Here is a 12,934-nt window from a genome sequence, read left to right on the forward strand (position 1 = left end):
GCCTCTGTCCCCTATGTCCGTCATGGACTCTTCGTTCGAACATGCCCCGTCTCGTTGGGGGATGGGGGGTGGTTCATGAGCAGGATCACATTCGTGACGGTGTGTGGCGGTGGCCCGGGAGGGGCATACGGGCGTCCGGCGGGAGTTGACGGAGCGGCACCCACGGAGGGTCACCGCCACCGGCCCGTCCTCAAGATCGGCTCCGCCCGCCCTGGTGCGAGTGGCTTGTTCCCGCTCTTACGGCCGGTTTACGGTCACCGCAATCCGGGCGGACCGCCGAATCCTGCCGCCGTCCGGAACCCTTCACCCGAAGCACGTGGCAGGAGCGGGGGACCCAGGTAGTCCGCCGGACGGGAAACCGTCCGGCTCGGGGTGAAGTCGCGCCGTGCGCGACCGGGCACCTCCCGCCCGAACCCGACAGCTCACCTCGCAGGCGCCGGAGAGGAAACGCGCCATGCCCGCAAAGGGTAAGCACCGCCGTCCCAAGTCCACGGTCATCACCCGTGGAATCGTCGCTGCCGGAACCGGCGGCGCCGCCATCGCACTGCCCCTGATCGGGGCCACCGGCGCCCATGCCGCCGAACAGGCCGCGCCCGCCGCCCCGGCCGCCGCCGTTGCCCCGGCCGCCGCCGTCGCCCCGGCCGCCGCGCCCGCCGCCGCTGCCGGGAAGCCCGCCGGATCCGCCACGTACATCGTGGTGGCCGGGGACCATCTGTCCAAGATCGCCTCGGAGCGGGACGTCGAGGGCGGCTGGCAGCAGCTGTACGCGGACAACCGTGCCGCGGTCGGCGACGATCCTTCCCTGATCCACCCCGGCCTGAAGCTGGTGCTCGACGGCAAGGGTGCCGAGCGCGCCCCCGAGGCCCCGGCCGCCGAGAAGGCCGGGCAGAAGGCCGCCAAGGCGGCCGAGCCCGCGGAGAAGGCGGCGCAGGCGGTTGAGAAGGGTGAGCGGGCCTCGCGCGACGGCGCCCGTCCTGCCGCCGCTGCCCCGGCCCCGGCCGCCGCCGAGCCCGCCGCCCCGGCGCAGCAGGAGCCCGCCCCGGCCGCTCCCGCCGCACCCGCGCCCGAGGCCGCCTCCGGCGTCTGGGCCGCCCCGCTCGCCGGCGCCCAGGTCGGCACCCCGTACCGCGCCTCCGGTGCCATGTGGTCCAGCGGCTACCACACCGGTGTCGACTTCGCGGTCCCGACCGGCACCTCCGTCCGTTCCATCGGCCCCGGCACGGTCGTCTCCGCGGGCTGGGCCGGCGCGTACGGCAACGAGGTCGTCGTCAAGCACACCGACGGCACCTACTCCCAGTACGCCCATCTCTCCTCCCTCTCCGTCTCGGCGGGCCAGTCCGTCGGCGGCGGACAGCAGATCGGCCTCTCCGGCTCCACCGGCAACTCCAGCGGCCCGCACCTCCACCTGGAGGTCCGCACCGGACCTGCCTACGGCTCCGACATCGACCCGGTCGCCCATCTCCGCAGCCACGGCGTCTCCCTCTGAGGCACCCCGGCTCCGGCCCGGGGCCCGCAGCCCCGGCGCCCGGCGAATCCCCCGCGACACCCCGTGTCGCGGGGGATTCCCCGTATTCCCCCCACCACAGGTGATCACGGTGGGATAGATCACGGTCCGTCAACCCCTCCCTACGGTCGCGTAGGTCACATCCGCGGAGAGAGGATGGCGTCCGTGGGAGACGATTCGAGAACTTATGACCAGTCCGGAATCGGGTCGTACGCGGCGATCGGGGACAGCTTCACCGAGGGCGTGGGGGACCCGGGACCCGGGGGGACCTACATCGGCTGGGCGGACCGCTTCGCGGAACTGCTCGCCGACCGCAGACCCGAACACAGCTTCCGCTACGCCAATCTCGCGGTCCGCGGCAGACTCCTCGACCAGATCGTCGAGGAGCAGGTCCCCAGGGCGAAGGAACTCGCCCCGGACCTGGTGTCGTTCTGCGCCGGGGGCAATGACATCATCCGGCCCGGCACCGACCCCGACGATGTGGCGGAGCGCTTCGAACGCGCCGTCGCCGAACTGACCGGCGCCGTCGGCACGGTCATGGTGACCACCGGGTTCGACACCCGGGACGTGCCCGTCCTGCGCCATCTGCGCGGCAGGATCGCCACGTACACGGCCCATGTCCGGGCCATCGCCGACCGCTACGACTGCCCGGTCCTCGACCTGTGGTCGCTCCGGTCCGTACAGGACCGCCGGGCCTGGGACCCCGACCGGCTGCATCTGTCGCCGGAAGGGCACACCCGGGTCGCGCTGCGGGCCGCCCAGGTCCTCGGCCTGGAGGTGTCCGCGGACCCGGACCGGGCGTGGCCGCCCGTACCGGTGCGGGGCACCCTAGAAGTGCGGCGCGACGATATCCAGTGGGCGCGGGAGTACCTCGGGCCGTGGATCGGACGGCGGCTGCGCGGCGAGAGCTCCGGCGACCATGTGGAGGCCAAGCGGCCCGATCTGCTGCCGCTGTGACCCCTTCCGGCGGTCAGGGGCCGGCCGGGCCGCCGGAAGGGAGTACCCCCGGAGCGGGTATCCGCTCCAGCACCCCGCCCGCGAAGACGTCGTACAGCGGCAGGGATTCGAGGTGGACGTACCCGATGTGGCAGTCGCAGACCGCCAGCGGACAGGCCCGCGGCCGCAGCGCCGCGCGGTAGGAGCCGTCGTAGAGGCTGCCCAGCGGGGCGGGGACGAAATGGCAGCGGCGGACCGTTCCTTCGCCGTCCACCGAGACCACCGACTCGCCGGTACGGCACGGCAGCCCGGCCGAAGCGTGCGGATGGCGGCTGTACGCGAACAGCGGGTCGATCGCGGCCCATCCGGCGGCCTCGGCATCGGTGTAGGTGTGCCCCTCGGCCGCGTTCACCCAGAGATAGACGTGTTCCGGCAGTTCGGCGCGGAGCCGCAGGGCGGGCTCCCGGTGCTCCGGCAGGCCGACGATCCCGACGCTGTAGCGGATCCCCAGGGCGGCCAGTTCACGGGCCTTGCCGAGGAAGCGGTCGTACGGCGTCTGACCCGGATGGTACGTACACCAGAGCGCCGCCTTCTCCGGATCGGCATCGGCCAGCCAGCCGGTACGGCAGCTCAGGTTGGTCTGCACGGCCACCCGCCGGACCTGGGGCAGCCCGGACAGCTCCACCAGCGCCCGCCGGTACCAGGAGCGGACCAGCCCCTCGCCCCAGGGGGTGAAGAGCACCGAGAACCGGCCCCCGGCGGGAGCCGCCGGCTGGTCGGCCACCCATTCGCAGAAACGTTCCAGTGCGGCGCGGTCGGCGCGCAGGGTCTCCGGGCTGTCCCGCCGCTTGGCGAAGGGGCAGTAGGGGCAGTCGTAGTCGCAGGAGGCCAGCGGCCCCCGGTAGAGCATCGTCAGATCCACGGCGCCGCCCTCACTTCGGCTCGTAGGCGGCCATGCGGGCGCGCACGGCGGGCGAGAACAGCTCGGGACCGAGCGCGTCCGAGTGCGCGAGCCCCTCGGGCCCGAGCCGGAGGAGACCGGCGGGCGCGTCCCGGTCCAGCCAGCCCAGCGCGGCGAACCGCGCCAGCTCGGGGCCGAAGTCGTCCTCGGGCGCGGTGCCGAAGCGGTCCCGGTACTCCTCCGTCACCAGCCCTCTGGCCTGGAGCAGCGACTGGAGCAGATGGCGCCGCCCGGACTCCGCCCCGTCCATGGCGAAGCCGACCTCGGCCCGCCCGAAGTCCTCGGTGCGGGTGTAGTCGTCGATGATGCCCCGGACTTCGGAAGCGCCCACCGCGTAGTCGAACGAATAGTGCAGCCGGGAGGTGTACGAGCGGGCACCGCAGCCCAGCCCGATCATGCCGTCGGTCTGGCAGGCGTAGTCGTCGGGGCCCCGCGCCTCGCCCGCCCCGGGCGCGTCCGTCCGGCGGAACATCCGCATCGACACCTGCTCGTACCCCCGGGCCAGCAGGTGGTCCCGGCCCTGGCGGTAGAGCGCGAGGCGCCGGGCGTCCCACTCCCGGTCGCTCTCCCTGACCCGCCGGTCCAGACCGGTCAGCGGCCGGACGTACAACGGGTAGAGATACAACTCCTCCGGGCGCCAGCCGAGCGCGGCGTCCAGGGAGTAGCGCCAGGTCCGCTCGGTCTGGCCGCCGATTCCGTAGATCAGGTCGATGTTCAGGACGGGGACGCCGCTGTCCCGGATACGGCCGAGCGCGGCCTCGACGTCCGCCCCGCGCTGCGGGCGGACGGCGGCCCTCGCCTCCTCGGCGACGAAGCTCTGGACCCCGATGCTCAGCCGGGTGGCGCCCCGGGCGGCGAGGACCGCGAGCCGGTCGGCGGTGGCGGTCGAGGGGGAGGTCTCCACGGAGAGCGGTACCGCCGCCAGATCGGCGCCCATCCGCTTCTCGGCGATATCGCAGAGCCGGTCGAGTTCGTCGGCGGTGAGGAAGGTGGGGGTGCCGCCGCCGAAGGCCGCCGCGGCGAACCGGACCGGTCCGTCGTCGCCCAGCGCGTCCCGGACCGCCTCGGCCTGGCGGTCCAGGGCGTCGAGATAGCGGGTCGTCAGCTCGCCGGGCGCGCCGATGCGGGTGAACAGATTGCAGAAGCCGCAGCGGACCTCGCAGAACGGTATGTGGAGATAGAGGGAGAGCGCGTCCTTCCGCTCGCCGGCCCACAGCTCGCGCAGCCGGGGGCGCCGCTCCCCGAGGGGGCGGTAGCAAGTTTTATGCGGATATGCGTATACATAGCTTTGGTACGGCCGGGGGGCCGGTGCGGTGGTCATACGGCGGCCTCCGGCCGGACACCGGGGCTACCGGGCGGCGGGTTGAGGAAGAAGTGTGCGTACGGCACCGTCCAGACGGCCTCGTGGCCCAGCCGGTGGCCGGTGTAGCCGTCGTCGCCGTAGGCCGTTCCGTGGTCGGAGCAGACGATCGTGAAGCAGCGGCGGCGGCTCGCGGCGGCCGCGAAGAGCCGTCCGATATGCCGGTCGACGTACTCCAGGGCGGCGGCGTGGGTGGCGCGGGAGTCGCCCGCCGCACGGGTGGCGCCCTCCAGATGGAACCAGTTCGGCTGGTGCAGGGAAGGGACGTTGACGAAGAGGAAGAGCCGCTGCTCCCGCGGGAGGCCGGCGACGATCTCCTCCACCCGCGCGACCTGGGACGCGAAGGACGTGGGGGAGGCCACGCCGAACTCGGGCTCCCAGTGGCTCTCCTGGAACATCCCGGGCAGGACCGAGCCCAGCGGCCCCTGCCGGTTGAAGAACCCGACCCCGCCCACGCACACCGTGCGGTACCCGGCGGCGGCGAGACCGGACACGAGATCGGGGGTGTCGAAGACCCAGGTGCGGCCCGCGGTCGTCTCGCTGCCCGCGAAACGGGCGGCGAAGAGCCGTGGATGAGGGCCCGGCGAGGCCGGGGTGGGCAGGAATCCGGCGAACATCGCCTGGTGGGAGGCGTAGGTGAAACTGCCCGGGGCATGCCGCCGCTGCCAGGCGCCGCCCGGCAGGTGGCGGGCCAGATGCGGGATGCGGCCGGCTGCCGCCAGTTCCTGCGCCACGTCGTACCGCAGGGTGTCGAGGGTGACGAACAGCAGATCGTCCCGGCCGACGACCTCGTTCATATCCGGGTCCCCGGAGCCCCCGGGGCCGGGGGACCGGAGGTCCGGCGGGCGGACCCCGGTGGTGGTGTCAGACGTCGGCACGTTCGTTCCCTGCTCTCGGTGCGGTGCGGTGCGGTGCGGTGCGGTGCTGCTGCTCGGTGGTGCGGTGCTGTCGTGCGCCGTCGTGACCGGTCCGGCCGCGACGGCTAACGGGGTTCCGGCAGCGGGGTGTTCCGCGGTACGGCCACGGGCGGTACGGCACCCGAGGGCGCCGTACCGGACGGTGCCGTACCGCCCGTGGCCGTACCTGACGGTGCCGGATCCGGGGGCATGGTCCGCCCGCCCCGTAACGCCGCTGCTGCCGGCGTTGCGCCGGACACCGGGCTCCCGGCCGGGCCCGAGGGGCCCGGCACGGCCGTGGCCCGCCGCCGGATCGCGGCGATCTGCGCCGCGTAGGTGTCGAGTCCCGCGGCGGGCCCGTCCGGCAGTCCGGTGAGACCGGGCAGCAGATCGCCGAAGGCATTGACCTCGCCGACGGCGAACGCCCGCCAGTTCCGCAGCGGCAGGAGGTCGACGCCGACGCGCAGCGCCCCCGGGAAACGGCCCGCGGCCCGCTCGCAGATCTCCAGCGCCTCCGCCCAGTCGCCCCCGGAGCGGGCGATCGCCTCGCGGGCGGCGGCCAGATCGCCGCGGGCGCCTCCGAGGTGGAGATTGGTCATGGGGGAGCGGCTGGTGCGCAGCACGGCATGGGTGGCGCGGCCGTCCGTGACGACGATCCGCAGGTCGGCGCTCCGGCCGTGCTGGGACGCTTTCGGCAGCCACCGCTCGATATGCAGGCCGTCGGGGGCGAGCGCGTCCACGATCGCGCCGATCTCCGTCTCCCGGGTGTAGCTCCGCACCCGCAGGGAGTTGAAGAGCCTGCCCCGCTCGTCGCGCTCCACGGACGTGGTGGCCCGGATCCGGCCGCCGCTCGCGGTCTCCACGGCGAGCACCCCGGACGCCGACGAGCCGTGGGCGAGTTTGACGAACATCCGGTGCAGCCCGGCGCCGCGGGCCAGGGCCCGGACGTCGTCCCAGCCCAGGACGGGCGGGGCTCCGGGGCCCGAAGTCGGCGAATCGGGCACCGGCACCCCCGCTTCCCGGAGCACCCCGTGACAGAGCCGCTTGTCGAAGAGGACGGCCAGTTGGGCGGGGTCGTCCAGGGCGACGGCACCGGCGGCCGTCACGGCGGCCGACACCTCGGCGGCCGCGGCGACGAACCGGGCGTACCAGCGGGCGCTGCCCTCCACCCGGGTCGGGTCGCCGCCGCGCAGGACCGCGTCGGCGGCCGGGTCCTCGCCGGGGGACTCGATCCGCACCCACTCGCCGGTCCGGAATCCGGCCCTGCCGTGCAGCACGTCGGACCAGGGGACCACGCGCACCGGGGGCAGCCCGGCGGTCCCGGCGGCCTCCCGGAAGAGGGTGACCCGGCGGCCTTCCGGATCGCCGACCACCGCGATCCGGAGGTCCCGGTGCGGTGCGGCGGCGGACGTCGTAGCGGTCATGGCGTCATTCGCCCACGGCGACGTAGCGGTTGTCCCAGTCGCTCTCCTGCTCCCACTCGTCGAACATGCTCTCGTCGAGGTTCACCTCGACCCCGGCGGCCCCGAGGGTGGCGCGCAGCCGCTCCTCCATGGCCTCGGTCAGATAGTGGTGGGAGAGGTCGAGCTTCTTGAGATGGGTCAGGGGCTGTCCCTCCAGCAGCGCTTGGGCGCCCTCGTCGCTGAGGGTGCCCATGGAGAGGTCGAGGACTTCGAGCCGGGCCACCACGGGCGCGCCAGCGAGCGCCTGCGCCACGGCGTCCTGCATCTCGCTGTTGTGCAGGGCCAGATGGCGCAGCTTCGGCAGCCGGGCGCCGGTCAGGAACGGCTGGAGATCCTCCGGCGCGGCCGTCGCGCCGTACTCCGAGGTGCCCAGCCAGAGGTCGAGGATCTCCAGTTCCGGGAAGTCGGACGCGGCGATGTCCCGTACCACCCGGGCATCGAGCCCGCCGGTCTCGACGGTCAGGGAGCGCAGGCGCTCGTGGCGGACCGGCTTCAGCTCCAGCCCCGTACCGCCGCGGACGCCGAACTCCTTCAGCTGCGGGAAGGCCTCCAGCAGCGGGGTGACCGGGCCCTGGTTGATCCACGAGATCTCGCATTCGTCGGACGAGACGTCGGCGAAGAACAGGGAGCGCAGCGCGGGGAACCGGTCGGCGGCGTCGACCAGCGCCTTGACGATCGGCTCGGGGGCGGTGTCGTACGCCTCCGACCAGACGCCGACGGCGAACGCCCGGACCCCGGTGGTCTCCACCTCGGTCAGGAAGCGGGCGAACACGTCCTCCCAGGACACGTCGCTGTCGTAGGCGTCGACCGCGATCCGCCAGGCGACCGTCCCGGCTCCGGGCAGCGGTGTCTCCTTCGTCTTCGCACCCTCGGCGGGGAAATCGAAGACGGGCAGGCCGAACAACTCCTGCAAATTGCTCATGGAAGAACTCCAGACACCGAGGGTGGTCGATCAGCTGATCGGTTCGATGGGCAGAAGTTGTACCAAGTCCCACTGACAACCCGTACTCCCGGGGGCAGGTGTCCGGGACCCGCCGGGCGGCGGCGGACCGGCCGGTGGATCCGGCGTCCGTGCGCCGCGACCCCGCCCGCAGCCCGCGGGACCTGCGCCACTAAAGTATTGAACGTGTTCAAAAGTTGGTTCGGAGAACAGGGGGTACGGGGATGAGAAGAAGGATGATGAGCACGGCGGCCCTGGCGGTGCTGCTGGCCGTTGCGTCCACTGCCTGCGACGACGGTATCGACAGCGCACCCATCGGGGCCGAGGGCCTCACCGGGGAATGGGCGAACGAGGCGGGTACCCGCTTCGCCTTCCGGGCCGACGGCTCGGTCGCCGGCACCGGATTGCGCGGCAGCCTGCCGCGGAGCACCGCCTGCCCCGATTCCTGGAGCGGGGCGTGGGCGTTCCTCGGTATCGAGGTCCCCGGGGGCGGGGTACCGCCGGAGAATCCCGACGGCAGCCTGGCCGCGGGCGACACCATCGACCTCACCGCGCCCGGCGCCGGGGCCGGCTGCTCGGTGCTGCTGGGCGTGGGCCGGGACGAAGCGGGTTTCGCCCTCTGCCTCATCGAGGATCCCGGCCGTTCCTGCACCGGGCGGGAACTTCTGCGCGCAGCCGGGCGGACCGAAGCGGAATCCCCTCGGTGAAAGGGCAGTTCGGAGCCGGATCCGAGGCCGTTGTCAGACCCTCCCCTTAGCGTTTTCACCAGTTCGGCGCGCTCGGTGCCGAGCGTCGAGGGGAGAGCTATGTACCGCCAGGGAGACGTGCTGATCGTGCCCGTCGCCGAGGAGAGCGTTCCGGCGCATGTCGCCGGCGCCCCCGCCGAATCGCGCGACCCCCGGGGGCGGCTGGTGCTGGCCCTGGGAGAGGTCACCGGCCACGCCCATGCGGTGCTGGGCGCCGGCCGGCTGGTGCGGGAGCCGGGCCCCTTCGGGCCCCTGGTGCTGCATCTGCCCAAGGGCGGGAAGGTCGTGCACGAGGAGCACGCCGCCATCGACCTCCCCCGCGGCTGGTACCGGGTGATACGCCAGCGCGAGTATCTGCCGGGCGCGGTCCGCATCGTGGCCGACTGACCGCGCTCACGCGCCCCCGTGCCCCCGCGCTCGTCGGGGGCGCATCCGCCCGACGGCGAACGGCCCCGCCGGTGCCGGACCGGGGACAGCAGCAGCACAGCACAGGAGAACGACGACGAACCCGGCCGGTGCCGGGTGTACAAGGGGACGGGGAGTCCGATGCAACAGGTCGAGGACATCGACACGACGGGCAAGTGGCGGGCCGTGGCGGCGGCCACCGGACCGGCCGACCGGGCCGCGGCCGAGGAGGGCGTCCGCCGGGTCTACCGCGATGCGGGGCTGCCCGAGCCGGAGCGGATCCTCTGGGCGGGTTCGCCGCTGGAGGCGATCGGTATCGTCCGTGCCCTCGGGGACGAGAAGGGACCCTCCACCAGGGACCGGGTGCGCACCAAGCCGTGGGCCGACGAACGGCGCCGGGTCCACGACGCGCTGGGCCCCGGCGGCTGGACGGAGCTGTGGAGCGACACCGGCGCCCGGCTCTGGGACACCACCCGCGCCCTGGCCGACCGGATCAGGGCCGGAATCCTGGAGCGGCTGACCGAGGCCGCCGGGATCGACGAAACGTCCGACGACGCCCTGGATGCGCGGCTGGCCGTGGCGACCGAGACCCGGCAGCTGCTGCTCGACGCGGTGCTCGGGCAGCACGACGCCGCGTGGCTCGCCGCCTTCGACGGACGGAGCGAGCGGCTCGAAGGGCTGGTGCGGATCGCGACCGCCGCGGGCTGGTGGTGGCCGTACGAGAAGGCCGTGGTGATCTGCGAACGCCCCACCGAACTCCACCGCGACGAAGCGGGCCGCCTCGACCACGGCTCGGGCCCCGCGCTGAGCTTCCCCGACGGGTTCGCCCTCCACGCCTGGCGCGGTATGCCGGTCCCCGCCGGCTTCCTCGCCGAACTCCCGTCCCTGGACCCCGCCCGGATACGGGAGGAGGAGAACGCCGAACTCCGCCGCGTGATGCTGGAGTTCTACGGGTACGACCGCTATCTCGCCGAATCCGGCGCCCGGCCGGTGCACCGGGACGAGGCCGGAATCCTCTGGCGGATCCCGATGAACGGCGACGAGGACGTGGTGATGGTCGAGGTGGTCAACTCCACTCCGGAGCCCGACGGTACCTACCGTACGTACTGGCTGCGGGTCCCCCCGTCGACCGGTACCGCGAAGGAGGGCGTGGCCTGGACCTTCGGTCTGGACGAGAAGGAGTACGAGCCGCTGCGCCAGACCTGACGCGGACCGGGGCCGCCGCCGAGGGGCGCGCGGCCCGTCCACCCGGACCCGGAACCGCCTCTTCGTGCGGCTCGCGGACCCCGGCGCCCCGCCGATCCGTTCCGGTACGCGGACTTCGACCGTCCCCTGGCGGAGCTTCCCGGAACCTCGCGGCACCTCGTCGACTAGCTGTCGGCGGGTCCCGGCCGGCCGGGGATCCGGTCTCCGGGAACGCGGGCGGGGACCGTCGGCGCGTCGAACCTCCGGGCCCGGCCCATGGTGCCGTCAGCGCAGTGCCATGACCAGTTCCGCCCGCTCCAGGCCCAGTTCGCGGGCGAGCGCCTCGTCGGTCCACTCCAGCATCGCGGCGCGGGACAGCGAACCGGCGTACGAGGTCATCTGGACGGCCAGTCCGTCCAGGAAGGCCGTCAATCGCCAGGCGGCCGCGGCCGGATCGGGGCAGGGGAACTCCCCGGCTGCCGCGCCCTCGGCGATGACCTCGGTGAGCGCGGCCTTCCACTGCTGGTCCAGATCGCGGGCGACCTCGCGCAGGGCGGGCTCGCGCAGTGCCGCCGCCCAGCCTTCGATCCACAGCCGCCAGCCCTTGGCCGCACCGGTCGGCGCGTACCAGCGGGCCGCCGCGCGCAGTCTCCGTACCGCCGACGTCCGCCGTCCCAGCAGCTTGCGCAGATGGGCGAGATCGGCGTCCGCGGCATGCGCGAAGGCGGCCGCCACCAGTTGTTCCTTGGTCGAGAAGTGGTAGAGCACCAGGGCGTTGCTGACCCCCAGGGACGCGGCGACATCGGCGATCCGTACCTGGGCGACGCCGCGCAGCTGGATCTGCTCGACGGCGGCACCGAGGAGTTCCTCGCGCCGCTGTGCCACGCTCAACCGGACTCTTGCCACGGGCCTCACCCTACACAGCGGGCTCTGCCGTCCGCCCCGGCCGACGGGCCCCTGAGCCCTTTCCGGACAGGGCCGCCGGGACCGTATCGCGGCGGTTCCGTCCGTCAGCCGGGACCGCCGAACCGCTCCGTGATCACGGGCAGCCGCTCGGCCACGATCGCATGCGCCGCCGCCCGCGGAGTCGTGCCGTCCGCTTCGGCCCGCGCCAGCATCGAGCCGACCAGCCGGCGCATCGACCCGCGGAGTTGCGCGAAGGCCTCGTCCGCGTCCGCCCCGATGTCCCCGAACAGGGTCCACCACCACCAGGCGTTCGTCCCGGAGTTGACCACCACGTCGGGCAGGACGGTCACCCCGCGCCGGGCCAGTACCGCCTCCGCCTCCGGCAGCACCGGCATATTGGCGGCCTCGACGACCCAGCGGGCCCCGATCCGCGCCGCGTCGGCTGCGTCGATCGCGTACGACACCGCCGCCGGAACGAGCACCTCCGCGTCCACCGACAACCAGGCGTCGCCCGGCAGTTCCAGGTCACCGGGCCGGAGGGCCGAGCGGTCCACCGTGCCGTAGGCGTCCCGGGCCGCGAGCAGTGCCTCCACGTCGAGCCCGTCCGGATGGGCGACGGTGCCCTTCAGATCGGCGACCGCGACGATCCGCAGTCCCGCCCGGGAAAGAAAGCGGGCGGTCGCGCCGCCCATCGTGCCCAGCCCCTGGAGGGACACCCGGGTGCCCGGATACGGCACATCCGCGCGGTCCAGCGCGGCCAGCACCGCCTCCGCCACCCCGCAGCCCCCGGCGAGTTCGTCGAGCCCGATACCGTCGACCTCCACCGCGAAGGCGTCCGCGAGCCTGCGCCGGGCCGCCGCCTCGTCGTCCAGCAGCCGGTAGACGGCCTGGACCGACGAGACCAGACCCGCCTCGCGCACGGCCCGGTCCACGACGTCCTGGGTCAGACCGAGGTCCTCGCCGGTGGCCCAGACCGTCTCCAGATACGGGCGGACGGCCCGCAGATAGCGGACCAGGACGCCGTACGCCTCCGGATCGCGGGGATCGCAGTCCAGCCCGCCCTTCGCCCCGCCCAGCGGCAGATACTTCCCGGCCGGGCCCTCGGGGTCGTAGTGCAGTGCCTCCTTCATCGTCATCCCCCGGGCCAGGCCCGCCACCTCCTCCAGCGTGCAGCCCGCCCGCATCCGCAGTCCGCCGCTCGCCACACCGCGGACGAGACGGTCGACGACGAGATGGCCCTGCCGGCCCGTGACCGGATCGGTCCAGGTGAGCGAGAGCAGAGGACGGTCGGTCATGGCGGGGCTCCGGAAGCAGGGCCGGGCCACGTCCGGCCCCCGGGGCGGCCGGCGTGCGGGTTCCCGGCGGATCGGGCTCCCCGCTCCCGCGGCGGCCCGGCCTCGACCGGGCCGGTCCCGCCCCGGAACGGCCCGGCGGGCGGACCTTCCCGAAGACGGCGCGAAGGGGGAGAACCGGATGGCCGCACAGACACCCGGCTGAATCACCGTTCAGTATCCGAACCCGGTTCGTCCGGTGTCAATGCGCTCGTCAATCGACCGTAGGAGTGACATATGGGCGTGCGGATGTGCAGAAGGGGCGCCCACGGGACGGAGTGCGAGGGCGGGTACGGATGTT

At 73.5% G+C, this 12,934-nt stretch carries 12 protein-coding genes and 1 riboswitch; of the genes, 5 read left to right on the top strand and 7 right to left on the bottom strand.

Annotated elements, in window-relative coordinates:
* Nucleotides 1–297 precede the first annotated feature (297 nt).
* Nucleotides 298–449: riboswitch (cyclic di-AMP (ydaO/yuaA leader) on the top strand.
* 5 nt (nucleotides 450–454) lie between these two features.
* Complete coding sequence (locus ACIQ9E_RS03320; RefSeq protein ID WP_403701122.1) at nucleotides 455–1,486, top strand: peptidoglycan DD-metalloendopeptidase family protein; 1,032 nt, start codon at nucleotides 455–457, stop codon at nucleotides 1,484–1,486.
* A 174-nt stretch (nucleotides 1,487–1,660) separates the two neighbouring features.
* Nucleotides 1,661–2,461, top strand: a complete 801-nt coding sequence (locus ACIQ9E_RS03325; RefSeq protein WP_403701124.1) for an SGNH/GDSL hydrolase family protein — start codon at nucleotides 1,661–1,663, stop codon at nucleotides 2,459–2,461.
* Nucleotides 2,462–2,474: 13 nt separating this feature from the next.
* On the opposite strand, the gene ACIQ9E_RS03330 is transcribed toward ACIQ9E_RS03325, so the two are convergent.
* The 5 genes from ACIQ9E_RS03330 to ACIQ9E_RS03350 form a co-directional block, all read right to left on the bottom strand.
* A complete protein-coding gene (locus tag ACIQ9E_RS03330; protein WP_403701127.1) occupies nucleotides 2,475–3,362 on the bottom strand; it encodes an STM4011 family radical SAM protein in 888 nt (295 codons plus the stop codon).
* A gap of 10 nt (nucleotides 3,363–3,372) precedes the next feature.
* Nucleotides 3,373–4,722 carry an STM4012 family radical SAM protein gene (locus ACIQ9E_RS03335; protein WP_403701129.1) on the bottom strand — a complete coding sequence of 450 codons (1,350 nt, stop codon included), beginning with the start codon at nucleotides 4,720–4,722 and terminating at the stop codon, nucleotides 3,373–3,375.
* The gene (locus ACIQ9E_RS03340; RefSeq protein ID WP_403701359.1) at nucleotides 4,719–5,558 is read right to left on the bottom strand and encodes an STM4013/SEN3800 family hydrolase; all 840 of its coding nucleotides are present in this window, start codon (nucleotides 5,556–5,558) and stop codon (nucleotides 4,719–4,721) included. The genes ACIQ9E_RS03335 and ACIQ9E_RS03340 overlap by 4 nt, the downstream gene beginning before the upstream one ends.
* Before the next feature lie 185 nt (nucleotides 5,559–5,743).
* Nucleotides 5,744–7,081 (bottom strand): STM4014 family protein, encoded by a 1,338-nt coding sequence (locus ACIQ9E_RS03345; protein ID WP_403701132.1) that lies wholly within the window; start codon nucleotides 7,079–7,081, stop codon nucleotides 5,744–5,746.
* A 4-nt stretch (nucleotides 7,082–7,085) separates the two neighbouring features.
* Nucleotides 7,086–8,042, bottom strand: coding sequence for an STM4015 family protein (locus tag ACIQ9E_RS03350; RefSeq protein ID WP_403701135.1), 957 nt, complete (start codon nucleotides 8,040–8,042; stop codon nucleotides 7,086–7,088).
* Between the two features lie 254 nt (nucleotides 8,043–8,296).
* On the opposite strand from ACIQ9E_RS03350, the gene ACIQ9E_RS03355 reads away from it, so the two are divergent.
* The 3 genes from ACIQ9E_RS03355 (at nucleotide 8,297) to ACIQ9E_RS03365 (ending at nucleotide 10,417) form a co-directional block, all read left to right on the top strand.
* Nucleotides 8,297–8,767: a hypothetical protein gene (locus ACIQ9E_RS03355; protein ID WP_403701137.1), complete on the top strand. Its 471-nt coding sequence runs from the start codon at nucleotides 8,297–8,299 to the stop codon at nucleotides 8,765–8,767.
* Nucleotides 8,768–8,866: 99 nt separating this feature from the next.
* The gene (locus tag ACIQ9E_RS03360; RefSeq protein ID WP_403701140.1) at nucleotides 8,867–9,193 is read left to right on the top strand and encodes a hypothetical protein; all 327 of its coding nucleotides are present in this window, start codon (nucleotides 8,867–8,869) and stop codon (nucleotides 9,191–9,193) included.
* 159 nt (nucleotides 9,194–9,352) lie between these two features.
* On the top strand, nucleotides 9,353–10,417 hold the full coding sequence (locus ACIQ9E_RS03365) for a DUF6745 domain-containing protein (RefSeq protein WP_403701143.1): 1,065 nt from the start codon (nucleotides 9,353–9,355) through the stop codon (nucleotides 10,415–10,417).
* Nucleotides 10,418–10,681: 264 nt separating this feature from the next.
* On the opposite strand, the gene ACIQ9E_RS03370 is transcribed toward ACIQ9E_RS03365, so the two are convergent.
* Nucleotides 10,682–11,302 (bottom strand): TetR family transcriptional regulator C-terminal domain-containing protein, encoded by a 621-nt coding sequence (locus tag ACIQ9E_RS03370; protein ID WP_403701146.1) that lies wholly within the window; start codon nucleotides 11,300–11,302, stop codon nucleotides 10,682–10,684.
* Nucleotides 11,303–11,406: 104 nt separating this feature from the next.
* Nucleotides 11,407–12,597, bottom strand: a complete 1,191-nt coding sequence (locus ACIQ9E_RS03375) for a Glu/Leu/Phe/Val dehydrogenase dimerization domain-containing protein (protein ID WP_403701149.1) — start codon at nucleotides 12,595–12,597, stop codon at nucleotides 11,407–11,409.
* Nucleotides 12,598–12,934 lie beyond the last annotated feature (337 nt).

This window comes from Streptomyces sp. NPDC094448, from assembly GCF_044763775.1.
Taxonomy (GTDB): Bacteria; Actinomycetota; Actinomycetes; order Streptomycetales; family Streptomycetaceae; genus Streptomyces.